The sequence below is a fragment of the Streptomyces sp. NPDC042100 genome, assembly GCF_055582325.1.
In genome coordinates this window covers 180629-202820 of the sequence record NZ_JBVJDK010000003.1, presented here as the reverse complement: position 1 = coordinate 202820, position 22192 = coordinate 180629, and the positions used below count along the sequence as shown (strand labels likewise).

General features: G+C 73.8%; 24 protein-coding genes. 14 read left to right on the top strand and 10 right to left on the bottom strand.

From position 1 onward, the window contains the following. The first annotated feature begins 75 nt into the window (after positions 1–75). The 7 genes from ACZ6J5_RS08300 (at position 76) to ACZ6J5_RS08270 (ending at position 9291) form a co-directional block, all read left to right on the top strand. Complete coding sequence (locus ACZ6J5_RS08300) at positions 76–1218, top strand: ABC transporter ATP-binding protein (protein ID WP_469388990.1); 1143 nt, start codon at positions 76–78, stop codon at positions 1216–1218. Positions 1219–1348: 130 nt separating this feature from the next. Next, the gene (locus ACZ6J5_RS08295; protein WP_469388988.1) at positions 1349–2548 is read left to right on the top strand and encodes an ABC transporter substrate-binding protein; all 1200 of its coding nucleotides are present in this window, start codon (positions 1349–1351) and stop codon (positions 2546–2548) included. Between the two features lie 9 nt (positions 2549–2557). After that, positions 2558–3460 (top strand): ABC transporter permease, encoded by a 903-nt coding sequence (locus tag ACZ6J5_RS08290; RefSeq protein ID WP_469388986.1) that lies wholly within the window; start codon positions 2558–2560, stop codon positions 3458–3460. A 49-nt stretch (positions 3461–3509) separates the two neighbouring features. Further along, the gene (locus ACZ6J5_RS08285; RefSeq protein ID WP_469388984.1) at positions 3510–4325 is read left to right on the top strand and encodes an ABC transporter permease; all 816 of its coding nucleotides are present in this window, start codon (positions 3510–3512) and stop codon (positions 4323–4325) included. A 144-nt stretch (positions 4326–4469) separates the two neighbouring features. Further along, positions 4470–5990 carry a threonine/serine exporter family protein gene (locus ACZ6J5_RS08280; RefSeq protein ID WP_469388982.1) on the top strand — a complete coding sequence of 507 codons (1521 nt, stop codon included), beginning with the start codon at positions 4470–4472 and terminating at the stop codon, positions 5988–5990. Positions 5991–6122: 132 nt separating this feature from the next. Beyond that, positions 6123–8687 carry an ATP-dependent Clp protease ATP-binding subunit gene (locus tag ACZ6J5_RS08275; protein ID WP_469388980.1) on the top strand — a complete coding sequence of 855 codons (2565 nt, stop codon included), beginning with the start codon at positions 6123–6125 and terminating at the stop codon, positions 8685–8687. Between the two features lie 112 nt (positions 8688–8799). Further along, positions 8800–9291, top strand: a complete 492-nt coding sequence (locus ACZ6J5_RS08270) for a DUF6069 family protein (RefSeq protein WP_469388978.1) — start codon at positions 8800–8802, stop codon at positions 9289–9291. 2 nt (positions 9292–9293) lie between these two features. Here ACZ6J5_RS08270 and ACZ6J5_RS08265 read toward each other — a convergent pair whose 3' ends face one another. The 4 genes from ACZ6J5_RS08265 to ACZ6J5_RS08250 form a co-directional block, all read right to left on the bottom strand. Continuing rightward, positions 9294–9638 (bottom strand): CU044_2847 family protein, encoded by a 345-nt coding sequence (locus ACZ6J5_RS08265; protein ID WP_469388976.1) that lies wholly within the window; start codon positions 9636–9638, stop codon positions 9294–9296. A 17-nt stretch (positions 9639–9655) separates the two neighbouring features. Beyond that, positions 9656–11005, bottom strand: coding sequence for a L,D-transpeptidase (locus ACZ6J5_RS08260; RefSeq protein WP_469388974.1), 1350 nt, complete (start codon positions 11003–11005; stop codon positions 9656–9658). Positions 11006–11192: 187 nt separating this feature from the next. Further along, the gene (locus ACZ6J5_RS08255) at positions 11193–11756 is read right to left on the bottom strand and encodes an MBL fold metallo-hydrolase (RefSeq protein ID WP_469388971.1); all 564 of its coding nucleotides are present in this window, start codon (positions 11754–11756) and stop codon (positions 11193–11195) included. Positions 11757–11905: 149 nt separating this feature from the next. Next, positions 11906–12391, bottom strand: a complete 486-nt coding sequence (locus tag ACZ6J5_RS08250) for an SRPBCC domain-containing protein (RefSeq protein ID WP_469388969.1) — start codon at positions 12389–12391, stop codon at positions 11906–11908. Positions 12392–12779: 388 nt separating this feature from the next. Between ACZ6J5_RS08250 and ACZ6J5_RS08245 the strand changes: the two genes are divergently transcribed. Both ACZ6J5_RS08245 and ACZ6J5_RS08240 read left to right on the top strand, forming a co-directional pair. Beyond that, entirely contained in the window at positions 12780–13358 is a 579-nt protein-coding gene (locus tag ACZ6J5_RS08245; RefSeq protein ID WP_469388967.1) for a PadR family transcriptional regulator, read from the top strand. Positions 13359–13431: 73 nt separating this feature from the next. Beyond that, entirely contained in the window at positions 13432–13887 is a 456-nt protein-coding gene (locus ACZ6J5_RS08240; protein ID WP_469388965.1) for a peroxiredoxin, read from the top strand. 9 nt (positions 13888–13896) lie between these two features. Here ACZ6J5_RS08240 and ACZ6J5_RS08235 read toward each other — a convergent pair whose 3' ends face one another. After that, complete coding sequence (locus ACZ6J5_RS08235; RefSeq protein ID WP_469388964.1) at positions 13897–14298, bottom strand: SHOCT domain-containing protein; 402 nt, start codon at positions 14296–14298, stop codon at positions 13897–13899. A 5-nt stretch (positions 14299–14303) separates the two neighbouring features. Beyond that, positions 14304–14750 (bottom strand): DUF6325 family protein, encoded by a 447-nt coding sequence (locus ACZ6J5_RS08230; RefSeq protein WP_469388962.1) that lies wholly within the window; start codon positions 14748–14750, stop codon positions 14304–14306. A 164-nt stretch (positions 14751–14914) separates the two neighbouring features. Between ACZ6J5_RS08230 and ACZ6J5_RS08225 the strand changes: the two genes are divergently transcribed. The 5 genes from ACZ6J5_RS08225 (at position 14915) to ACZ6J5_RS08205 (ending at position 19067) form a co-directional block, all read left to right on the top strand. Continuing rightward, positions 14915–15316 carry an SHOCT domain-containing protein gene (locus ACZ6J5_RS08225; protein WP_469388960.1) on the top strand — a complete coding sequence of 134 codons (402 nt, stop codon included), beginning with the start codon at positions 14915–14917 and terminating at the stop codon, positions 15314–15316. A 137-nt stretch (positions 15317–15453) separates the two neighbouring features. Continuing rightward, complete coding sequence (locus ACZ6J5_RS08220) at positions 15454–16431, top strand: hypothetical protein (protein WP_469388958.1); 978 nt, start codon at positions 15454–15456, stop codon at positions 16429–16431. A 36-nt stretch (positions 16432–16467) separates the two neighbouring features. Continuing rightward, positions 16468–16914 carry an RrF2 family transcriptional regulator gene (locus ACZ6J5_RS08215; RefSeq protein WP_469388956.1) on the top strand — a complete coding sequence of 149 codons (447 nt, stop codon included), beginning with the start codon at positions 16468–16470 and terminating at the stop codon, positions 16912–16914. Between the two features lie 120 nt (positions 16915–17034). Continuing rightward, complete coding sequence (locus ACZ6J5_RS08210) at positions 17035–18222, top strand: globin domain-containing protein (protein ID WP_469388954.1); 1188 nt, start codon at positions 17035–17037, stop codon at positions 18220–18222. A 104-nt stretch (positions 18223–18326) separates the two neighbouring features. Continuing rightward, on the top strand, positions 18327–19067 hold the full coding sequence (locus ACZ6J5_RS08205) for a rod shape-determining protein (RefSeq protein ID WP_469388952.1): 741 nt from the start codon (positions 18327–18329) through the stop codon (positions 19065–19067). 16 nt (positions 19068–19083) lie between these two features. Here the strand turns inward: ACZ6J5_RS08205 and ACZ6J5_RS08200 are convergent, their stop codons facing one another. From ACZ6J5_RS08200 to ACZ6J5_RS08185, 4 genes are all read right to left on the bottom strand, one after another. Further along, complete coding sequence (locus tag ACZ6J5_RS08200) at positions 19084–19455, bottom strand: peptidase inhibitor family I36 protein (RefSeq protein ID WP_469388950.1); 372 nt, start codon at positions 19453–19455, stop codon at positions 19084–19086. 55 nt (positions 19456–19510) lie between these two features. Then, entirely contained in the window at positions 19511–20227 is a 717-nt protein-coding gene (locus ACZ6J5_RS08195) for a hypothetical protein (RefSeq protein WP_469388948.1), read from the bottom strand. 432 nt (positions 20228–20659) lie between these two features. Beyond that, positions 20660–21442, bottom strand: coding sequence for a polysaccharide deacetylase family protein (locus tag ACZ6J5_RS08190; RefSeq protein WP_469388946.1), 783 nt, complete (start codon positions 21440–21442; stop codon positions 20660–20662). Positions 21443–21738: 296 nt separating this feature from the next. Further along, positions 21739–22116, bottom strand: a complete 378-nt coding sequence (locus ACZ6J5_RS08185; protein ID WP_469389623.1) for a hypothetical protein — start codon at positions 22114–22116, stop codon at positions 21739–21741. Positions 22117–22192 lie beyond the last annotated feature (76 nt).

The window sequence follows — 22192 nt, the reverse complement described above, 5'->3', positions numbered from 1 at the left end:
GATTTGAACTATGACTTCATATGTTTACGCTCACGCTCGTCACAACGCATCACCGCACCAGAAAGGTTCCCGCCCATGGAGGGAATGGCGGTCCGGCTCTCGGGACTGCGTAAGAGCTACGGCCGCACCGAGGCGGTGGCGGGGGTGGACCTGGAGATCGCCGACGGCGAGTTCTTCTCGATGCTCGGACCGTCCGGCTCGGGCAAGACGACCGTGCTGCGGATGATCGCCGGCTTCGAGAGCCCGAGCGCGGGCACCGTCGAGCTGGCCGGCCGGGACGTCACCCGGCTCGCGCCCTTCGAGCGGGACGTGCACACCGTCTTCCAGGACTACGCCCTCTTCCCGCACATGACGGTCGAGCAGAACGTGGCGTACACGCTGAAGGTGCGCGGGGTCGGCAAGGCCGAGCGGCTGGTCCGGGCCCGCGCCGCGCTCGCCCAGGTCCGCCTCGAAGGGCTCGGCGGGCGCCGGCCCGGCGAGCTCTCCGGCGGCCAGCGCCAGCGCGTCGCCCTGGCCCGCGCGCTCGTCGGGCGCCCCCGCGTGCTGCTGCTCGACGAGCCGCTCGGCGCGCTCGACCTCAAGCTGCGCGAACAGATGCAGGTCGAACTCAAGGCGATCCAGCGGCAGGTCGGCATCACCTTCGTGTTCGTCACCCACGACCAGGAGGAGGCCCTGACGATGAGCGACCGGATCGCCGTCTTCCACCAGGGCCGGATCGAGCAGGTCGGCTCCCCCGCCGAGATCTACGAGCGCCCCGCCAGCCCCTTCGTCGCCGGCTTCGTCGGCACCTCCAACCTGCTCGTCGGCGAGACCGCGCGAGCCGTGCTCGGCGCCTCCGGCACCTACAGCGTCCGGCCGGAGAAGATCCGCGTCGTCAGGGACCCCGCCGCGCTCGCCGAGCCGGGCCTGACGCGCGCCGCCGGGACCGTCGCCGAGGTGGTCTACCTGGGCGACGCCACCCGCTTCCTGGTGGACCTCGACGTGGGCGGGCGGCTCACCGCACTCCAGCAGAACCTGGAGACCTCCGCCGACGACCTCGCCGGCTTCCGGGGCGCCCGGGTCGAGCTCCGCTGGCACCCGCGCCACGCGGTCGGTGTCCCGGTGCCCGTGCCGGGTCCGGCGGCTGGACCGGACCACGCCTCGGGGCACGCCCCGGCGGCGGAGCCGGCCCGCGCGGGGGCGCCCGCCGAGGCCGGGCCGCCGCCACAGGGGGCCTGAGCCCCCTCGTACGCGGGTCCCCTCGTACGCCGGTCCCCTCGTACGCAGGTCCCCGGCATCCCGTCACCCGTCCCCCGTCCCCCGTAGCCAGCCCCTCCCCGTACCGCACCCTCACGCAACGGAGAACCCCGTGCGCCTGCACCGCTCGCTCCTGACGGCCGCCGCCGTCTCCGGACTGCTCCTCCTGACCGCCTGCGGCTCCACCGGCCAGGGCGGCTCGGGCAAGTCCGGCGGTCTCAACCCGCCCGCGCTCAAGGCGCCGACCTCCCTCGGCGCGCCCGAGGGCGAGGTCAACCTGGTCGCCTGGGCCGGGTACGTCGAGGACGGCTCCAACGACCCCAAGACCGACTGGGTGAGCGCCTTCGAGAAGCGGACCGGCTGTCAGGTCAACGCCAAGACCGCCGCCACCTCCGACGAGATGGTCGCCCTGATGAAGACCGGCGCCTACGACGCCGTCTCCGCGTCCGGCGACGCCTCGCTGCGCCTGATCGCCTCCGGTGACGCGGCCCCCGTCAACACCGCGCTGGTCCCGAACTACGCCGACGTCTTCGCCGGGCTGAAGAACAAGGAGTGGAACTCCGTCAAGGGCGTCTCCTACGGCATCCCGCACGGGCGCGGCGCCAACCTCCTGATGTACGCCAAGGACAAGGTCGTCCCCGCCCCGGACTCCTGGTCCGCCGTCTTCGACAAGGCGTCCGCGCACAGCGGCAAGGTGACCGCCTACGACTCGCCCATCTACCTGGCCGACGCCGCCCTCTACCTCAAGGCGACCCGGCCGGAGCTCGGCATCACCGACCCGTACGCGCTCGACCAGAAGCAGTTCGACGCCTCCGTCGAGCTCCTGAAGGCGCAGAACAAGCACATCGGCGAGTACTGGAGCGACTACCTGAAGGAGATCTCCGCCTTCAAGAGCGGCGACTCCGTCGTCGGCACCAGCTGGCAGGTGATCGCCAACCTCGCCAAGGCGGAGGGCGCCAAGGTCGAGGCGGTGCTGCCGAAGGAGGGCTCCACCGGCTGGTCCGACACCTGGATGGTGTCCGCCAAGGCCAAGCACCCGACGTGCGCCTACAAGTGGCTGGACTGGATCGTCTCGCCGAAGACCAACGCCCAGGTCGCCGAGTACTTCGGCGAGGCCCCCGCGAACGCGAAGTCCTGCGCCGAGACCGCCGACAAGGCGCACTGCGCCACCTTCCACGCGAGCGACGAGGCCTACTGGAAGAACGTGCACTTCTGGACCACGCCGATCGAGCAGTGCCTCGACGGGCGCACGGACGCGACCTGCGTCCCGTACGCCAAGTGGGTGCAGGCATGGAACGAGATCAAGGGCTGACGCCGTCCCATGACCATCCTCTCCCCCGCGCCCGCCGGGCAGCGCGCCGCCGGTCCCGTCCGGCGGCTCGCCGGCGCCCTGCACCGCAGGCCCCGGGTCCGGCTCGCCGCCCTGCTCACCGCGCCGCTGCTGTGGCTGGTGCTGGCCTACCTCGGCTCGCTGGGCGCGCTGTTCCTTTCGGCGTTCTGGACCACCGACACCTTCACCTCCGAGGTGGTGCGGGTCTGGTCGGGCCGGAACTTCCAGGAGCTGGTCTCCTCGCCGGTCTACCGGACCGTCGCGCTGCGCACGGTCGGCGTCGCGCTGACCGTGACGGTGCTCTGCGCGCTCATCGCCTTCCCGCTCGCCTTCTACACGGCCCGGGTGGCGAGCCCGCGCCGCCGCCCACTGCTGGTGGTCGCCATCCTCACCCCGCTGTGGGCCAGCTACCTGGTGAAGGTGTACGCGTGGCGGCTCATCCTCTCCGAGGGCGGACCGCTCGACTGGGCGCTGCGCCCGCTGGGGCTCAGCGGCCCCGGTTACGGGCTGACCGCCACGGTCATGGTGCTCACGTACCTCTGGCTGCCGTACATGATCCTGCCGATCCACACGGCGCTGGAGCAGCTCCCGGACAACCTGCTGCACGCCTCCGCGGACCTCGGCGCGCGGGCCGGGCGGACCTTCGTCTCGGTGGTGCTGCCGGTGGTGTGGCCGGCGGTGGCGGCGGGCTCGGTGTTCACCTTCTCGCTGAGCCTCGGCGACTACATCACCGTGCAGATCGTCGGCGGCAAGACCCAGTTGATCGGCAACCTCGTCTACTCGAACGTCACCCTCGACCTGCCGCTGGCCGCCGCGCTCGGCACCGTGCCGGTGGCCGTCATCGTGCTCTACCTGCTCGCGGTGCGGCGCACCGGGGCGCTGCGCGGCCTGTGACCGGGCCGCGAACCGTCAGCCGGACCCGTCCGCGGAAGGACCGCTCCCGATGAACCTCTCCCGTCCCGCCCGGATCGCGCTGCGCACCGCCGCCGGGCTCGGCTTCGCGGTGATCTACCTGCCGCTGCTGCTCGTGCTGCTCGGCTCGCTCAACCCGGACCGCTCGGCGAGCTGGCCGCCGCCCGGCCTGACGCTGGAGTGGTGGGCGGCGGCCTGGGACAACGAGGGGGCCCGGGAGGCCCTGTGGGTGTCGGTGCGCACGGGGCTCGCGGCGACCGCGATCGCGCTGGTCCTCGGGACCCTGATCGCCTTCGCCGTGCAGCGGCACCGGTTCTTCGGGCGCGAGGCGGTGTCCTTCGCGGTGGTGCTGCCGATCGCGCTGCCCGGGATCGTCACCGGTATCGCGCTCAACTCGGCCTTCGGGACGGTGCTGGCGCCGCTCGGGGTGGGCCTCGGGCTCTTCACGGTGATCGTGGGGCACGCGACCTTCTGCATCGTGGTCGTCTTCAACAACGTGACGGCCCGGCTGCGCCGGCTCCCCGGCTCGTACGAGGAGGCGGCGATGGACCTGGGCGCGCATACCTTCCGGACCTTCTGGGACGTCACCTTCCCGCTGACGCGCTCGGCGCTGCTGGCGGGCGGGCTGCTGGCCTTCGCGCTCTCCTTCGACGAGGTGGTGGTGACGACGTTCACGGCCGGGCCGGGGGTGCGGACGCTGCCGCTCTGGATCTTCGACAACATGACACGGCCTCAGCAGGCGCCGGTGGTCAACGTGGTGGCGGCGCTGCTGGTGCTGCTGTCCGTGATCCCGATCTACGCGGCGCAGCGGCTGACCTCGGACACGACGGGCGGCGGCCGGGTCTGAGGCCGCCCGGTCCGAGCGGCTCCGGGCGCGGGGCGGGTGCGGGCGAAGGGCGGAGGTGCGGCGCGGGGCGGGGGTGCGGCTCGGCGGGGTGCGGCTCGGCGGGGGTGCGGCGCGCGGCGGACCGAACGCTGCTAGCTTTCCGGAATGCGGCAATTGCCCTCCTTTCATCTGCGCGGGCTCGCCCGCAAGGCGTCCTCGATCCGCCCGCTGCGCCGCCGTACCCCCGGCACGCTCACGCTCCCGGAGGCCGAGGACGCCGGCCGGGAGCGGCTGCGCGACCTCGCCGCGCTGCTCTGCGAGATCGGCTCCGAGCTGCTGCGCTCCGGGGAGCGCACCGCCGACGTGGAGGCCGCCGTCCTCGACATCGCCGCCCGCTACGGGATGCGCGCCCGCTGCTTCGTCGTGCCGACGGGCCTGTTCGTACGGGTCGGCGGCGGGCGGGACGGGCGCGGCGGCGAGCTGGACTTCGCGCCCGTCGAGGGGCCGGACCTGCGCCTGGACCAGATCGAGGCGTTGCAGTCGCTGGTGGACCGGCTGCGCGAGCGGCCGCTGCCGATGGAGGAGGTGCGGGCGGCGCTGAAGGCCGAACGGGAGCGGCCCGAGCGGTTCAGCCCGGCCACCACGGTGCTCGGCTACGTCCTGCTGACGGTGGGTCTCGGCACCATCCGGCACGCGACCGTCGCCGCCGTCGTGGGCTACGCGGTCCTCGGCCTCGGGGTGGGCCTGCTGCGCCTGTTCGGGGACCGGCTGCCGGCCGCCCGCTCGGCGCTGCCGGTGATCACGGCGATCCTCGTCACGGCGGTCGCGCTGCGCTGGGCGGGCCCGATCCTGCACGAGGAGCCCACGCTCCTCTACATCCCGCCGCTGATCGCCTTCCTGCCCGGCTCGGCACTCACCCTGGGCGCCATCGAACTGGCCACCGGCGCCGCCCTGTCCGGCATCGCCCGGCTCGCGGTCGCCCTCAACGTACTGCTGCTCCTCGCCCTCGGCATCCTCGTCGGCACCGAACTCGTCCCCTCCCGCCCCGTCGGCAGTCCGGCGTCCCACGCGCTCGGCGCCTGGGCCCCGTGGGCCGGGGTGCTGCTGCTCGGCTTCGGCTTCCTGCTCTACTACTCGGCGCCGCCCCGGGTCACCGGCTGGCTGCTCGGCGCGCTGCTCGCCGAGCGCCTGGTGCAGTCGACCGCGAGCGAGCTGGGCGGGGCGGCCCTCGGCGCCTTCGCCGCCGGAATGCTGCTGCCGCCCATGGCGGGGTGGATCGAGCGCCGCTCCAAGACCCCCGACCAGGTCGTCTTCCTGCCCTGCTTCTGGCTGCTCGTGCCGGGCGCGATCGGGCTCACCAGCGTCTCCGAGATCATCGTCGAGAAGGACACCGACGGCGGGCTGTCCAGCCTGGTCAGCACCGTGGTGACGGTCGCCGCCATCGCCCTGGGCGTCCTGGTCGGGGCCGGTTTCCAGCGCCGGACCCGGCTGCGGGTCGGCGAACCGTCCCCCGTCGGCCTGTTCGACCCCGTGGAGCCGACCACCGCGTCCGCCGCGTCGGGGACTTCCGGGGCTACCGGGGTGTCCGGAGCGTCCGCACCGGACGGCCAGGCCGCTCCGGACACCGCCGCTGACCCGGATGGCTCAGCCGGCGCGGCGGATTCGGGGCCGGTGCGCGGGAGCTGAGCCCGTACGACCGGCGGCCGGCCACGGCGCCGGCCACGGTCCGTGACCGGCGCCCGGCGGGTGGGAAGGGCGCGTTGCTGGTCCAGTGGAGACAGAACTGCCCGGAAGTCGACGCACCCTGGACGGCACTCCATGACCATGTCCCCCTTCGGATCCTTCGGGGGTTCCGACCCCTTCGGCGGCTCCGACCACTTCAACGACTTGCTCAACCGCTTCTTCGGCACGTCCCCCTCGGCCTCTCCCCCGGCCGTGCAGCGGGTGCCGATCGGCCGGCTGCTCACCGAGTCGGCCCGCGAGCTGCTGGGACGGGCCACCGACAAGGCCGTCGAGGACGGCAGCGCCGACCTCGACACCGAGCACCTGCTGTGGGCCTGCACCCAGGTCGAACCGGCGCGCGGGCTGCTCGCGCGGGCCGGGGCCGACCCCGACGAACTGGGCAAGGCCGTCGCCGAGGTGCTGCCCGGCGAGAGCGCGACGCCCTCGGCCGAACCGGGGCTCACCCCGGCGGCGAAGCGGGTGCTGCTGCGCGCCTACGAACGCTCGCGGGAGTCGGGAGTCTCGTACATCGGGCCCGAGCACATCCTCGGCGCGCTCCTCGACAGCCCGTCCTCGGCCGCGGCCAGACTGCTCGGCTCGTACGGCACGGACGTCGGGACGCTGCGCACCACCGCGGACCGGCAAGCGCGCGCCGAGGCGCCGTCCTCGGCGAAGCCGGAGTCGAAGACGCCGACCCTGGACGAGTACGGCCGGGACCTCACGGAGGAGGCCCGCGCGGGAAAGCTGGACCCGGTGGTGGGCCGGGCGGAGGAGATCGAGCAGACGGTGGAGATCCTCTCCCGCCGCTCGAAGAACAACCCGGTGCTCATCGGCGAGCCCGGCGTCGGCAAGACCGCGATCGTCGAGGGCCTGGCGCAGCGGATCGTGGCGGGCGAGGTGCCGCGCACCCTGGAGGGCCGGCGCGTGGTGGCGCTGGACCTGTCGGGGCTGGTCGCCGGGGCGCAGTACCGGGGCCAGTTCGAGGAGCGGCTGAAGAAGGTCATCGACGAGGTGAAGGAGGCCGCCGACTCGACGGTCCTGTTCATCGACGAACTGCACACCGTGGTCGGCGCGGGCGCCTCCGGCGAGGGCGCGATGGACGCGGGCAACATGCTGAAGCCGGCCCTCGCGCGCGGGGAGCTGCACGTCGTCGGCGCGACGACGATCGACGAGTACCGGCGGTACGTGGAGAAGGACGCGGCGCTGGAGCGGCGCTTCCAGCCGGTGCTGATCCCGGAGCCGACGGTCGAGGAGACCATCGGCATCCTGGAGGGGCTGCGGGACCGCTACGAGGCCCACCACCAGGTGCGGTACGGCGACGACGCGCTCGCCGCGGCGGCGGAGCTGTCGGACCGGTACGTCCGGGACCGGTTCCTGCCGGACAAGGCGATCGACCTGATGGACCACACCGGCGCCCGGGTGCGGCTGCGCTCGCTGGGGCGCTCGACCGAGGCGGTCGAGCGCGAGGACCGGCTGGCCAAGCTGCGCCGCGAGAAGGACGAGGCGGTGGCGGCGGAGGACTTCGAGCGCGCCAACGGGATCAAGCAGGACATCGCCCGCCTCGAAGGCGAACTGGCGGGCATCGAGGAGCGCCGCGAGGGCGTCCTAGAGGTCACCCCCGCGGACATCGCCGAGGTGCTGTCGCGGCGTACCGGCATCCCGGTGAGCCAGATGACCGAGAACGAGAAGGAGCGGCTGCTCAAGCTGGAGGACGCCCTGCACAGCCGGGTCGTCGGCCAGGACGAGGCGGTCGTCGCGATCGCCCAGGCCGTGCGGCGCAACCGGGCGGGCATGGGCGACCCCAAGCGGCCCGTGGGCTCCTTCCTCTTCCTCGGCCCGACGGGCGTCGGCAAGACGGAGCTGGCGAAGGCACTGGCCGAACTGCTCTTCGGCGACGAGGACCGGCTGATCCGCTTCGACATGAGCGAGTTCCAGGAGAAGCACACGGTCTCGCGGCTCGTCGGCGCCCCGCCCGGGTACGTGGGGCACGAGGAGGCCGGTCAGCTCACCGAGAAGGTGCGCCGCCAGCCGTACAGCGTGCTGCTCTTCGACGAGGTGGAGAAGGCCCACCCGGACGTCTTCAACACGCTGCTCCAGGTGCTCGACGACGGGCGGCTGACCGACGCGCAGGGCCGCACCGTCGACTTCCGGCACTGCGTGGTCATCATGACCTCGAACATCGGCGCCCAGCGGATCCTCGCCCACCACGGCGACGTGTCCGAGATCCGCGAGGACCTCAAGCAGGACCTGCGGGACTATTTCCGGCCGGAGTTCCTCAACCGGATCGACGAGACGATCATCTTCCACGGGCTCGGCGAGGAGGACCTGTCGCGGATCTTCGACCTGCTGATCGACCAGAGCAAGCGGCGGGTGAGGGCGCAGGGGCTGGACCTGGAGGTGACGGAGGCGGCGAAGAAGCTGCTCGTGGCCCACGGCCACCAGCCGGAGTTCGGCGCCCGCCCGTTGCGCCGCACGATCCAGACCGAGCTGGACAACCGGATCGCCTCGCTGCTGCTGGGCGGCGAGGCGGACCCCGGGGACACGGTCGTGGCGGACGTCGAGAACGACGCGCTGGTGTGCCGGATCGAGAAGGGCGCCGCGGAGGAGGAGGGGGAGCCGGAGCGGGAGCGGGAGGAGGAGCGGGAGGGAGCAGAGGCGTAGGCGCTTCGGTTTCGGCTTCCATCGACTCGTACGGACCCGCCCGGCTTGCGGCGGGTCCGTGGCGGGTGACGATCGGAGGGACGCCGTCCGCCGTACCACCGGAGGGGATCCCATGGACCCGCAGCAGTCACCCTATGGACCGCCGTCGACCTGGGAGGCCTCCCCGCGAGGTACCGGGGCCAGGGGACCCCGGGTGGACCCGGCCCGGCTGTGGTCGGGCGGGGTCATGACGGCCGTCGTGGCCGCGCTGATGGCCGTGGTGGGGGTGCTCCTGGTGCGCGGGGTGCTGGGGATCCCGGTGTTCGCGCCCGAGGGCGACGGCGTGATGGGCGACGCCTCCACCGGGCTGCTCGCGGGCGGCGCGGCCGTGGCCGCGCTCGCGGCGACGGCGCTGCTGCACCTGCTGATCCTGGGCACCCCGCAGCCGGGCCGCTTCTTCGCGTGGATCGTCGGTCTCGCGACGGTGGTGCTGGTGCTGCTGCCGTTCACGACGGGGCTGCCGCTGGACGCGAAGACCGGGACGGCCTCGGTCTATCTGGCCATCGGTGTCACGATCGGCTCGCTGCTGTCGGCGGTCGCCCGGGGCGCGGTCCGCGCGGACTGAGCTCAGCCGGTCCTGGTCCCGCCCTTGTCCCATTCGAGGGTGACCTTGAGGTTGGCGGTCGCGGTGCCCTGGACGACGAGCGCGGTCAGCTTGCCCGCCTCGACGCCGAGCTGGCAGCCGAACTCCACCACCGCCCGGTCCGGCGCGGCCTGGTGCAGGGCGTCGCCGAGCTGTCCCGCGAAGGAGGAGAGCGCGGCGGTCACCCCGGACAGGTCGGGCAGCCGGCCGCCGATCCCTTCGAGTCCGTCGTCGGTGCCGAGGGGCTGCGCCTCCACGTACATCACGCCGTCCGCGAGTCCGACCCTGGTCAGCTCGGTCTGGCCGGCCGGGCCGGTCTGCTCGGTCATCGTCGTTCCTCGCATCGTCAGAGGGCCGGGCGCAGCGCGCCGGTGTCGGGGCCCGCGGCGCCGGCGGGCGCGGAGCCGAGGGCGCTGCCTCGGCGCCACTCGGACCAGCTCAGGTTCCAGTCGCCGAAGCCGTTGTCGAAGGGGCTCATCGGCTCTCCGTACCCGTTGACGACCCGGACCAGGTCGCCCTCGCGGACGGTGTCGAAGAACCAGGCGGCGTCCTCGGTGCTCATGCCGGTGCAGCCGTGGCTGACGTTCTCGCTGCCCTGCGCGTCGAGCGACCAGGGGGCGGCGTGCAGGTACTCACCGCTCCACGTCACCCGGATGGCCCAGCGGACCTTGAGGTCGTAGAAGTCCTTGGTGCCCCGGGCGATGCCGATGGAGTCGCCGCGCATCCGGACGGTGGCCTCCTTGCCGAGGACGACCTTGACGCCGCCTCGGGTGCGGTACCCGGCCTTGCCGGTGGTCACCGGGATGGTCCGGATCTCGCGGCCGTCGCGGTAGACGGTGAGGGTGTGCGCGGCGACGTCGGTGACGGCCTCGACGTGGTCGCCGGTGGTGAGGGTGAGCGGGGCGGAGGGTCCGCCGTAGAGCCCGTCGGTGACCCGGACCCCGTCGAGGGCGCTGTGCACCCGGACGGTGGCGTGGGCGGGCCAGTAGGCGCGCGGGCGGTAGTGGAGGGTGCTGGGGCCGACCCAGTGCCAGGCACCGTCGACCCGGGGGGTGGAGCGGACGTCGAGGGCCCGCTCGACCGTGCGCCGGGCCTCGGCGTCGGCGGCGGGCACCGGGTGGCTCAGCTCGGCGGTGAGCGGCTGGCCCACCCCGTACAGCTGCGGGCCGGGCCCCCCGTCGCGGGTGGGACCGAGCTCGGCGGTGAGCCGTTCGCCCTCGGGTGCCGCTCCGGTACGCAGGTCCAGGCGGGCGTTCTGACGGTGCGGGGCGCCGGGGTCGGTGCGCTCGACGACGAGCCGCGCGGTGAGGCGGGCGGCGGCGGGGAGGGGCGCCGCGCTGGTCCAGCGGCTGCCGACGGCGCTCAGTGCGCCCGCGATCCGGCGCCCCTTGTGGTCGGTGACGGTGACATCGGCGAACCGTCCGGGCGTGCGGAGGGAGAGCGTCAGGGGCCCGAGGGGGGTGCGCCCGTCGAGGGTGAGCGGGGGCCGGCGGGTGTCCAGGAGGACGGTGCGGCGGGGGACGGCGCAGAGTCCGGGGGCGCCGCCGGCGGGGCAGGCGTCCAGGCTGACGAGCGCGGGCGCCGTGCGGGGCGCGGCGGCTCCGGCGGCGGGCGGCTGGGCCGCGTTGAGGGCGAGGACGGCCCCGGCCGCGAGGGAGAGCGCGCCCCATCCCTTGATGCTGTTGCGTGACGCCACGTCGGGCACCCACCCCTTCTCGCCTGAGCCGACCCGGTCTGGTCGGGTCCGGTCCGGGCTGTTCCGGTCCGGTCCGTCGGGTGCATCAGAACCGATCAGGGGCGGAAAAGATGATCAACTGACCGGGCGTGGCGTGGGAGAGAGGCGCGAGACGACTCGAAAGCACCAACGGGGCGGGCGGCGCGCGTCAGCGGGGCGTCGCCGCACCCGGGGCGAAGGGCTCCCCGTGGCCGGGCACGACGAGGACGGGGCCGAGGTCGAGGATCGCCCGGCGGGAGGCGTGCAGGGCGTCGGGATCGGTCGCGTAGGGGTCCTCGGGCGGACCGTCGGCGGACCACCACAGGTGGGTGAGGACGACAAGACCCTCGGCGGTGTCGACGAGGGTGCTGATGTCCTCGGGGGTGTGTCCGGGCGTGGCGGCGAGCCGGATCGACGGCGACAGGGCGAAGCCGTCCGCCGGACGGTCGGTCCACAGGTCGTCCTGGTAGATCGCCCAGTGGTCGTGGTAGCGGGCGGCGGGGAAGAGGGCGGCGTTGAGCGTGTGGTCGGGGTGGTGGTGGCTGAACACCACGTCGGTGATCCGCTCGGGCGTCAGCCCGGCGGCGGCGAGCGGCGCGAGGATCAGCGCGCGGTCGGCGACCATGCCGGGATCGACCACGACGGCGGTGTCACCGTCGCGGAGCAGGGTGACGGTCGAGGCGGTGCGCGGGCCGACATAGCCGGCGGTCAGTACGGTCACGGTGGCGGTCATACGGGCACGCTAGCGCGGGAAGTTGAGCCGTCCGGGGGAATTTCGGGGTTCAGGGGGCATGCCGAGGCGAGGCGAGGTATGACGAAGCGAGGTGCGGCGGGGCGGGGCGGGGCCTGGAGCGTGCGCGCGGGGCGGCGGGGCACCACGGCTCAGCGGGGCACTTCGGGCAGTTCCTCGCCCGTCTCCAGAAGGGACTTCAGGCTGGAGAGCAGCGCGGGCCAGCCCTCGCCCACCATGTCCCGGATCAGACCGCCGGGTTCCAGGTCGTCGTGGACCAGGGTGAGCCTGACCATGTCCCCGGCGGGCTCGATCGCGAACGTGGCCTTGGAGCGGCGTTCCCCGGCGAGCCGGGCGCGGGTCGCCTCGTCGATGTGGACGGCCTCGGCCCAGGCGGGTGTGAAGGTGTGCCAGGTGTAGGCGAGCCGGCGGCCGGGGACGGCGGTGAGGACGCGCTGCCCGGGGTCGGTGGTCCGGCGCCCCGCCTCCTCCCAGACCATGGCGGAGCCCTCGGCCCAGTCGGTCTCGAAGGCCACGCCCCAGTAGCGGCGGGTGAGCTCGGGCTCGGTCAGCGCCCGCCACAGCTCGTCGGGGCTGGTGCGGATGTAGGTCGTGTAGACGAACGCGTTGCTGTCCATCGGGGCTTGCTCCCTCGGGAACTTCAGGGCGGTGGGGGCGTCGGCCGGGCGCCGCCCGTCAGCGCGGGATTCCTCCTCGGCACCAGGATCGCGCGCGGTCCGGGGTCGCGCACGCGCTCCGGCACGCGGGTGTAGCGGGCGGGTGACCCGTGCCGCCGTGCCGTGCCCGGCGGCGGCCCACGGCCCGGCCGGTCCCGCTCGCCGCGGCGGCGCTCGTCGGCCGGCACGCTCGTCGTACCTTTGCGCAACGCCCCGGTGCGCCGGGCAAGTTCGGGGCTCGCGCCGCCGGCGGTCTTCCGCCATGCCGACCGCTCCCCACCCCTCACCAGGGCTTTCACCGGCGAATAGGTGTGGAGGAAACTATTAAACGAACTGCTACTTTGTCCGGATGTCTCTCAAGCACGCCGTCCTTGCGGCCCTCCTGGAGGGCGAGGCGTCCGGCTACGACCTGGCCAAGCTCTTCGACGTGTCCGTGGCCAACTTCTGGGCGGCCACCCCGCAGCAGCTCTACCGGGAGCTGGACCGGCTCTCCGAGGCCGGCCTGATCGAGGCCCGGGTCGTGCAGCAGGAACGCCGCCCCAACAAGCGCATGTTCACCCTCACCGAGGCGGGCCGCGAGGACCTCGTCGCCTACACCGCGCACCCACCGAAGCCCACGGCGGTCCGCGACGAGCTGATGGTGCAGGTGCAGGCCTGCGACGAGGGGGACACGGCGGCGGTGCGGGAGCACGTGCGGGACCGGATGGAGTGGGCCCGGGGCAAGATCGCGCGCTACGAGCGGCTGCGCGAGTGGCTGCTCGACGGGCGCGACGAGGAGACCTACCTCCGCGAGGCCGAACGGGTCGGCCCCTATCTGAACCTGATGCGCGGCCGGGCCTTCGAGGAGGAGAACGTGCGCTGGGGCGAGCGGGTGCTGACGGTCCTCGCCGCGCGTGAGACGGCGTCCCGGGTCCCCCAGGACCGCTGAGGCCCTCGGCTCCCGCCTCCCCGGGCCCCGGCCCGGTGACGCCGGCGGCTACCGTGCGGTAGCGTCCGGGGGCATGAACGTCGGTGACATCGTCGAGGACTTCACTCTTCCGGATGAATCGGGGACGCCCCGCTCCCTCTCCGGTCTGCTGGCCGACGGGCCGGTCGTCCTCTTCTTCTACCCCGCGGCCCTCACCCCCGGCTGCACGGCCGAGGCCTGCCACTTCCGGGACCTGGCGGGCGAGTTCCGCGCGGTCGGCGCGCACCCCGTCGGCATCAGCACGGACGAGGTGGCGCGGCAGCGGGAGTTCGCCGACCGGCACGCCCTCGGCTATCCGCTGCTCTCCGACCCGAAGGGCATGGTGCGGGACAGATTCGGGGTGAAGCGGGGCTTCTCGCTGGCGCCGACGAAGCGGGTCACCTTCGTGATCGACGAGGACCACCGGGTGCTGGAGGTCGTCCGCAGCGAGCTGCGGATGAGCGCCCACGCGGACCGGGCGCTCGCTGTGCTGCGGACGCGCGGGCGCTGAGTCCCCGGCTCAGATCCCGAGCAGCCTGGCCTTGGCCGCCGCGAACTCCTCCGGGGTCAGCAGCCCTTGCTGGGCCAGCTCCCCGAGCCGGGTCAGCTGGTCGATGACCGAGGGCGCGGCGGCGGGCTGCCCGGGCGGGGGCACCGGCGGCGCGACCGCCTGGGCCTGCTGAGCTTGCTGGGCCGCCTGAGCCTGCTGGGCTGACTGGGCGGCCTGCGCCTCCTGGGCCTGTTGCGCCTGTTGCGCCTGGAGGTCCGCGATCGCCTGTTCCTGGTCCTGCTCCCGGCGGGCGCCGCGCGCGGCGCTGCGGCCCGCCGCGTAGGCGGCGCCGCCGACGAGCGCACCACGCAGCAGCGGGGCTCCGGCGGGCCGGACGACCGGGCGGACGAGGGGGCGGCGGCGCATGAACATCCCGGTCAGCTCCTTGCGGTCGTGTTCTCGGCCGCCGTGACGGCCTCCTGGTAGGCGGCGCGCGCCTGCTCGACGAAGGCGTGCGGGACGGGCACCCGCCCGGCCACGTACCCGTCGGCCTCGCGGACCGCCGCCGCGGCGCGGGCCGCCCAGACGTGCTCGACGAGCAGCATCAGGGCGCAGGAGCCGGGTTCGAGGGTCTCGCCCACCTCGGCGGCGTCCTCGGGGCCGAGCAGGTTGGCCTCGGGCCCGATCTCGGCGGCGGCCTCCTCGTACTCCTCGTACTCGACCAGTTCGGAGCTGGACACCTCACCGGCGGCCGACTTGGTGACGACCAGCGAGTCGATGAGCCGCACCTGCCCCTCCTTGCGGAGGTCGGCGATGGCCGTGACCGCCGCGACCGCGAGCCGCTCCCCGGGAAAGGCGAGCACCAGACATTCCACCGGCCCCATGTGACTCCTTGTGTGCGAGTGCCGTACGCGTGCGCCCGTTCATCCGATCACGCCCCCGGCGGGCCCGCACCCCGGGCCGGTCACGACATGCGGGACCCGGCGGGGTCGGCGAGGATCACTTTCACGCCAGGCTGTTCACGGCCGGCGGGAAAAGGAGTGCAGGCATGGACGACTATCCGCTGCTCAACCTCTTCTGGACCATGCTCTGGTTCTTCCTCTGGATCATGTGGCTGTTCCTGCTCTTCAAGGTGATCACGGACATCTTCCGGGACCACGAGCTCCATGGCTGGGGCAAGGCGGGCTGGCTGATCCTGTGCATCCTGCTGCCCTATCTGGGCGTGCTGATCTACGTCATCGCCCGCGGCAAGGGAATGGGGCAGCGCGACGTCAAGCAGGCCCAGGCGAGCGAGGCGGCGTTCCAGGACTACATCCGCAAGACCGCCGGCACCGCGCCGGGCGGAGGCGGCGGGAGCGCGGACGAACTCGCGCGGCTCGCCGAGCTCAAGGACAAGGGAGCCATCACGGACGAGGAGTTCGAGAAGGCGAAGGCCAAGGTCCTGTCCTGACCGGACGACGGGACGAGGAGGACCCCCGGGCCACCGGGACCGACAGGACTCCGGGGACCGACGGGACTCCGGGGACCGACGGGACTCCCGGGATCGACGGGATGCCCGGGGCCAACAGGACTCCCGGGACCGAAGGGATGCCCGGTACGCCCGGGACGTCGGCCGAACTCCCGCGCTCCCTGCTGCGCGCCGCGAGCCGGGAGCCGGGCCGGCTGCCGGAGCTCCTCGCCGACTTCGCCACCCGCCGGCTGGGCCACGGGGCCGGCCGGACGGTGGCGCGGCTGCGCGCCGAGCACCCCGGGGAGCCGCCCGAGCGGCTGCGCGCCAGGATCGTGGCACGCGGCAGCCGGGCGGCGACGTCCGAGGGCTCCTTCGTGGGCGGCCCGTTCCTGGTCTTCATCCCGGTCGCGTTCTGCGCCGCGCTGCTCTCGCAGGCGCGCATGATGCTGGAGCTGGCGGCCCTGGAGGGCCGCGATCCGTCCGACCCCGAACGGACCGCCGAACTCCTCGTCCTCCAGGGGGTGTACGAGGACACGGACGCGGCCCGGGCCGGGCTGGCCGCCCCGCACGCCCCGCCCGCGCGCCGCCCGGGGCGCGTCGCCGCGCTGTGGGAGCTGACCCTGCGGATGGCGCGGCTGCTGGGACTCGCCACCCCCGCCGAGGGCCCGGCCAGGCTGCTGGTGCGGCTCGGCCGGTGGCTGCTGGTGGCCGTGGTGTTCCTGGTGGGACTGGTCGCGCCGCTGGTCTGGCTGCCGTACATGGCCGACTCGTACCACCGCTCGACGGCCCGGGTCGCGGACCGGGCGACGCTGTTCTACTCGGGCGCCCGGCTGCCCCGGCGGCCAGGGCGGCTGGATCCGGCCATGGTCTTCGCGGCGCTGCGCGCGGTGGCGTCGCTCCTCGTCCCCCTGCTGGCGCTGGCGGTGGTCGCGCTCACGGACGCCCGGATCGCCGACCGGCGCTGGCCGGTGCTCGGCATCACGCTGTTCACGGCGTCGATGGCGGTCGGCGGCTGGTGGGTGTGGCGGCACTTCACACGGCGGCGCGGTTCCGGCCCCGAGGCCGACGAAGATCCCACCACCCCTCGACGGAAGCCCCGAGATCCCACCCCTTAATACGAATGCCAGATACGCCTTTGGTACGGTCGTTCTGTGCGGCTGACGAAATTCACCGACCTGGCGCTGCGTGCCGTGATGCGCCTGGCGGTCTCCGGGCAGGACGACTCCCCCACCACGCGCGAGGTGGCGGAGTCCATGGCCGTCCCCCACGCCCACATGGCGAAGGTGGTCACCCGCCTCCAGCACCTCGGCGTCGTCGAGGCCCGGCGCGGCAGGGGCGGCGGGCTGACGCTGACCGAGCTCGGCCGGCGCTCCTCGGTGGGCTGGCTGGCCCGGACGCTGGAGGGCGAGGAGGAAGTCGTCGCCTGCGAGGGCGATCCGCCGTGCCCGCTGCGGACCGCCTGCCGGCTGCGCGGCGCGCTCCGCGAGGCCCAGGAGGCGTTCTACCGCACGCTGGATCCGCTGACCGTGGCGGACCTGGTCGAGTCCCCCACCGGCCCGGTGCTCGTCGCCCTGTCGGCGGGCCGCCCCGCCGACTGACCGCCCCGCGGCACACCGCGCCGCATCGCATCACCCCCGCTCCCCCGCGCGCCCCGAGGGACCTTCCCACCCTTTTAAACACGTAGATCATCTACCACTTATCTAGCTGATGGAGCCGTCATGCTGTCCGAGCAGGCCACCCCGGTCGTCCGCGCCACCCTTCCCGCCATCGGCGGGGCGCTCGACGAGATCACCGAGCGCTTCTACGCGGGACTGTTCGCCGCCCACCCCGAACTGCTGCGGGACCTCTTCAACCGCGGCAACCAGGCCACCGGCGACCAGCGCAAGGCCCTGGCCGGCTCGATCGCCGCCTTCGCCGGGGCACTGCTCGAACACCCCGGGGCCCGCCCGGACGTGATGCTCTCCCGGATCGCCCACAAGCACGCCTCGCTCGGTGTCACCTCCGCGCAGTACAAGGTGGTCCACGAGCACCTCTTCGCCGCGATCGTCGCCGTCCTCGGCGAGGCCGTCACGCCCGAGGTCGCCCGCGCCTGGGACGAGGTGTACTGGCTGATGGCGAACGCCCTGATCGCCCTGGAGGCCCGCCTCTACCAGGAGCGGGGCGTCGCCGAGGGCCAGGTCTGGCAGCCGATGGAGATCGCCGGGCGGGCGGCCGAGACCCCCGACACCGCCTCCTTCACGCTGCGCCACACCGACGGCCGCCCGGCCGGGTCCTTCCGGCCCGGCCAGTACGTCAGCGTCCAGGTGGCGCTCCCCGACGGCGCCCGCCAGATCCGCCAGTACAGCCTCTCCGCCGCGCCCGGCGCCCCGGACTGGCGGATCACCGTGAAGCGCGTCGACGGCGACCCCGCCGGCGAGGTCTCCTCCTGGCTGCACGCGCACGCCGCCGTCGGCGACACGGTGAACGTGTCGGCCCCGTTCGGCGACCTGGTCCTGCCCGAGGGCGACGGACCGCTGCTGCTCGCCTCCGCCGGCATCGGCTCGACCCCGATGCTGTCGATGCTTGGGCACCTCGCCGCCACCGGCTCCGCCCGCCCGGTGACCGTCGTCCACGCCGACCGCTCCCCCGAGGGCCACGCGCACCGCGAGGAGCTGCGCCGCCTGGTCGAGGCGCTGCCGCAGGGCTCGCTGCACCTCTGGTACGAGGAGCCCGGCACCGCCGACGCCGGGCGCGGCCGGGCCCGGGTCGCCGAGCTCGGCCTGCCCGGAGACCTCACCGCGTACCTCTGCGGTCCGCTGCCCTTCATGCGCGCGGTCCGCGGCGACCTGCTCACCCTCGGCGTCGCCCCGGCGGCCGTGCACTACGAGGTCTTCGGCCCCGACCTGTGGCTGGGCAGCGAGGCGTGAACACCCCGGAGCGCCTGCGATCCAGCGCCCCATAGCGTTATCGCCCGAGATATTGCATAGTGATGCCGCTAAATCACCTCATGATCAGTGGCAGGAGCGGGCGAATGGGTACGGCGCAGAGGGCGGTTCGCGGGTTCGCCCTGGACATCGGCAGCTCTCGCACCCGGGTCTGGGCGCCCGGTGCGGGCGTCCTGGCGGACGTGCCGAGCGGGCCGGTGCGGCGCGGGCGGGTCACCGACGCGACGCCGCACCAGCGGCTGCTGCGGCGGGTCGCGGACACGGCGTTCGGCGGGACGATGGACGACACGGTGGTGATGCTCTGCCATCCGGTGCTGGCCGGTCCCGCGGAGCGCGAGGAGGCCCGCCGGATGGTGACCGGGCTCGGCGCCGCGCGGGTGGTGTCGGTGAACAGCGCCCGTGCCGCCGCCGCGTACGCGGGGCCCTCGGGCGGCGGTCCGCTGCTCGTGGTCGACCTGGGGGCGGAGCTCACCGAGGTGACCCTGCTCGTCGACGGCGTGGTCCAGGACGCGCGGCTGGCCGAGATCGGTCTGGACGACCTCGCGGAGCCCGGGGTCTCGCCTGTCGTGGTCGTGCACACGGCCGCGGAGCTGGTACGCGAACTGTGGCGGGAGGACTCCACGGGCGCGGTGCGCGGTGCGCTGGGCCGCGGGGTGCTCGTCACCGGCGGCGGCGCGCTGCGGCTCGACCTCACCGGGCGTCTCGCGCTCCGCCTCGGGGCGCGGCTGCGGCTCGCCAACGACCCGGCGACCAGCACCGTGCGGGGCGCCGGGCTGCTGCTCTCCTCGGCCCTGCGGCACCCGGGCGGCGGACCGCGCCGCCCGTGACGCGACCGGCGGGGGCTCAGCAGCCGGTGGCCCAGATGTGGGAGTCGCCCCGGTCGTTGGCCGCGCCGTTGTACCCGACCTCCTGGCCGGGGGCCAGACAGACGGTCATCGCACCGCCCTGCCAGGCGCTCTCGTAGACCTGGACGTGATCCTTGATACCGGGGCCCGAGATGCCGTGGTTGGCCCAGGAGGAGTCGGTGTCGGCGATCCAGCTCTCCCACCAGCCGTCGTCGCCGCTCCAGTTGGCCCGCTGGCCGCCGAAGTCAGCGTCCTGCCAGACGCAGAACTCCCCGGAGGGGCACTCCGCGGCGGCGGCCGGGGCGGCCAGGGCGAGCCCGCCGGCGAGGGCCAGCAGGGCCGCGGCGGTGGAACCGAGGAAGCGCTTCATGGGACGTCGACGCCTTTCGTCGTGGGAATGGGGCGCGTCGCGGGAGTGGGCCGCGTCACGGGGCGGGAATCGTCGTGGGAGTCGGGCGCGCCGCCGGGGTGGCGGGCGCGGACAGCTCGGCCGCGCGCCGGAGCGCGCCCGCGCGCAGCTGCTCGTAGGCGGCGACCTGGTCGCGATGGAGGGCGCGCACCGCGGCCAGTTCGGCGGGCTCCAGCCGGGCCCTTACGTCGTCGAGGCCGCTCTCGCGGGCGCAGCGCTCGGCGAGGAGCGGGTCGGGGCGGCCCCGGCGGGGTCCGCCCTCGGGGGCGGCGCAGCGGGTCCAGCGGTCGAGGGCGGCCCGGTGGGCGGGGTCGTCCTTCATCCGCGCCTGGGCCTCGGCTCGGAGGTTGTCGACGGTGACCTGGGCGCGGAACCAGCGGTTCTGGTCGCCGTAGAGCCCGGCGCGGGCGGTGGCCACACAGCCGTCGCTGTTGGCGGTGACGGTGAGCCCGCCGGCCAGGGTCAGGGACAGTTCGCGGGGCTCGCTGCCGAAGAGCGCGGTCTGGAGCCTGCGGTCCTCGGCGGGGGCGCGGGCGCGGCCGGAGAGCCTGAGGCCCCGGGCGCCGAGGCAGTCGGTGACGAGTCGCTGTTCGGCGGTCTTCAGGAGCCGGTCCTGCTCCTGCCGGGTGGTGCCGCCGGGCGCTCCGGCGGGGCCGGGCCGGACGGTGGTGCAGGCGGCCAGGACGAGCGCGGCGGCGGCGGTGACGAGTGCGCGGCGGCTTGCGTGACGCACGGGGTTCCCCCTGGTGGCGGGCCTGATCGGCGAGGTCGGGCGGCGCGGTCGGCGCCGTTCACCGCGATCAATGCCCGGTGCCGTACGGGCCATGCGAGGGCTCCGCGCGACTCACTCGAAGGGGGCGGACACGCCGGAGCGCGCGCCGCCAAGAGGGCGCGCGGCGGGCACCCGGGAACGACAGAGCCCCGGTTGGACGGGGGATTCCAACCGGGGCCGTGTGCCGTGACGGGCCTGAAGGGCGGTCGCCTCAATGGGGGGGACCTTGGGCACCGGGCCCCTTCACCGTCACATACAGATGAACGGTCAACCGTCGTCCGGTGTTCCGGGGTGTCCCCTGTGCCGAGTGTGAGTCACCTCACCCGATTCGCTCCACTGTGTGCCATACGCGTGTGCCGTACACGGCCGCCCTACGCGTGTGCCGTACGCGGCTCAGTCCTTCTCGGGGCGGTAGACGGATCCGGGCTCGGCCTTGCCGGGGGCGAGCAGCTGGGGCACGGTCACGAAGGTGTAGCCCTGGCGCTTGAGCTCCTCGATGATCCCGGGCACGGCGGGGACGGTGCCGTCGTAGATGTCGTGGAGCAGGATGATCCCGTCCCGGTGGGCCTGGTCGAGGACGCGCTTGCGGATGAGGGCCGTGTCGGTGGTGGAGTAGTCCTTGGCCGTGATGCTCCACAGGACCTGGGCGAGTCCGAGCTCGCGGCTCACCTCGGCGACGGTGTCGTCGGTGCGGCCCTGCGGCGGGCGCATCAGGGTGGGCTTGGTGCCGGTGATCTTCGCTATCGCGTCCTGGGTGCGGGCGAGCTCCTCGCGGACCTCGGACTTCTCCAGGTCGGTGAGGATCTCGTGGGTCCAGGTGTGGTTGGCGACCTCGTGGCCCTCGTCGGAGATCCGCTTGACGACCTGGGGGTAGCGGTCGACGTGCTTCTTGCCGAGGAGGAAGAAGGTGGCGGGGACCTTCTCGGCCTTGAGCGTGTCGAGGAGCTGGGGCGTGTCCTTGCCCGGTCCGGCGTCGAAGGTCAGCGCGATGCACTTGGCCTTGGCGCAGTCGACTCCGGCGGCCCGCGCCGCGCCCTTGCCGTCCGAGGACGCGCTCTCACGCGCGTCACCCGGAGTGACCGCGTCGACCCCGCAGCCGGAGACGGTGAGGGCCAGCGACGCCGCCGCGAGCACGGCGAGGACCCCCCGGCGTCGGCCCGACGTGGTTCGGAACATGAGATACCCGCTTTCCCCGAGAATGGTTCGAGCGCCGGCCTCCCCCTGGTCATGGCGGAGCCCCGTGGCGCGATCGCAACTCTACACACTGTGTATAGCCGCCATGTCACGGGGCTCTTCCGGGCATGCCGACGCCCCCGAACGGCGCCCGTCCGCTCCGCCCGGGGGCGTGGGGACCGGGGCTCGGGGACCAGGACAGGCCCCGGGGCTCGGAGCCCGGGGCTCGGAGCCCGGGGCTCAGGCCGGGCTCGGGGCCCAAGGCTCAGGCCGGGCCCGGGGAGTCGGGGCCCTGGCTCTCAGCGGGTCGCGAGCAGCAGGCGCGCCTCGGTCTCCTGGTCGCCCGAGACGGACTGCAGCGACCGGATGTCGAAGGTGCGCGCGAGCGCCTTCTCGACCTCGTCCACGGCGTGGTACCCGCCGGTGAGGGTGGCGTCGACCGGCGCGGTCAGCCGCGTCGGGGGCGTCCGCTCGTGCCGGCCGCCCGCCGTGTCGAAGGTCGCCGTCCAGACGGTGGCGGCGGGCGAGGTGGCCGAGGCGGGGCCGGGCGCACCCGTGTCCTCCAGGCGGTAGGTGTGGTCGAGGACCTCGAAGACGGCCTGGGCGTCCTCCCGGCAGCAGTCGCTCAGCTGCACGGTGACATCTGTGTCGATGTGCAAGTCGTACACGTCGCTCATCTCCTCCTGTCCCGCTTCCAGGATGCCCCTCGGCAGGGCGTCCCGCGAGGTTCGTGCCACCGTGGAGGGGGGGCGA

Bases quoted from the DNA above. Each gene is read 5' to 3' on its own strand.
- ACZ6J5_RS08300 (WP_469388990.1), top strand. From the start codon at position 76: ATGGAGGGAATGGCGGTCCGGCTCTCGGGACTGCGTAAGAGCTACGGC.
- ACZ6J5_RS08290 (WP_469388986.1), top strand. From the start codon at position 2,558: ATGACCATCCTCTCCCCCGCGCCCGCCGGGCAGCGCGCCGCCGGTCCC.
- ACZ6J5_RS08285 (WP_469388984.1), top strand. From the start codon at position 3,510: ATGAACCTCTCCCGTCCCGCCCGGATCGCGCTGCGCACCGCCGCCGGG.
- ACZ6J5_RS08280 (WP_469388982.1), top strand. From the start codon at position 4,470: ATGCGGCAATTGCCCTCCTTTCATCTGCGCGGGCTCGCCCGCAAGGCG.
- ACZ6J5_RS08275 (WP_469388980.1), top strand. From the start codon at position 6,123: ATGACCATGTCCCCCTTCGGATCCTTCGGGGGTTCCGACCCCTTCGGC.
- ACZ6J5_RS08270 (WP_469388978.1), top strand. From the start codon at position 8,800: ATGGACCCGCAGCAGTCACCCTATGGACCGCCGTCGACCTGGGAGGCC.
- ACZ6J5_RS08265 (WP_469388976.1), bottom strand. From the start codon at position 9,638: ATGACCGAGCAGACCGGCCCGGCCGGCCAGACCGAGCTGACCAGGGTC.
- ACZ6J5_RS08255 (WP_469388971.1), bottom strand. From the start codon at position 11,756: ATGACCGCCACCGTGACCGTACTGACCGCCGGCTATGTCGGCCCGCGC.
- ACZ6J5_RS08250 (WP_469388969.1), bottom strand. From the start codon at position 12,391: ATGGACAGCAACGCGTTCGTCTACACGACCTACATCCGCACCAGCCCC.
- ACZ6J5_RS08245 (WP_469388967.1), top strand. From the start codon at position 12,780: ATGTCTCTCAAGCACGCCGTCCTTGCGGCCCTCCTGGAGGGCGAGGCG.
- ACZ6J5_RS08240 (WP_469388965.1), top strand. From the start codon at position 13,432: ATGAACGTCGGTGACATCGTCGAGGACTTCACTCTTCCGGATGAATCG.
- ACZ6J5_RS08235 (WP_469388964.1), bottom strand. From the start codon at position 14,298: ATGTTCATGCGCCGCCGCCCCCTCGTCCGCCCGGTCGTCCGGCCCGCC.
- ACZ6J5_RS08230 (WP_469388962.1), bottom strand. From the start codon at position 14,750: ATGGGGCCGGTGGAATGTCTGGTGCTCGCCTTTCCCGGGGAGCGGCTC.
- ACZ6J5_RS08225 (WP_469388960.1), top strand. From the start codon at position 14,915: ATGGACGACTATCCGCTGCTCAACCTCTTCTGGACCATGCTCTGGTTC.
- ACZ6J5_RS08220 (WP_469388958.1), top strand. From the start codon at position 15,454: ATGCCCGGTACGCCCGGGACGTCGGCCGAACTCCCGCGCTCCCTGCTG.
- ACZ6J5_RS08210 (WP_469388954.1), top strand. From the start codon at position 17,035: ATGCTGTCCGAGCAGGCCACCCCGGTCGTCCGCGCCACCCTTCCCGCC.
- ACZ6J5_RS08205 (WP_469388952.1), top strand. From the start codon at position 18,327: ATGGGTACGGCGCAGAGGGCGGTTCGCGGGTTCGCCCTGGACATCGGC.
- ACZ6J5_RS08200 (WP_469388950.1), bottom strand. From the start codon at position 19,455: ATGAAGCGCTTCCTCGGTTCCACCGCCGCGGCCCTGCTGGCCCTCGCC.
- ACZ6J5_RS08190 (WP_469388946.1), bottom strand. From the start codon at position 21,442: ATGTTCCGAACCACGTCGGGCCGACGCCGGGGGGTCCTCGCCGTGCTC.
- ACZ6J5_RS08185 (WP_469389623.1), bottom strand. From the start codon at position 22,116: ATGAGCGACGTGTACGACTTGCACATCGACACAGATGTCACCGTGCAG.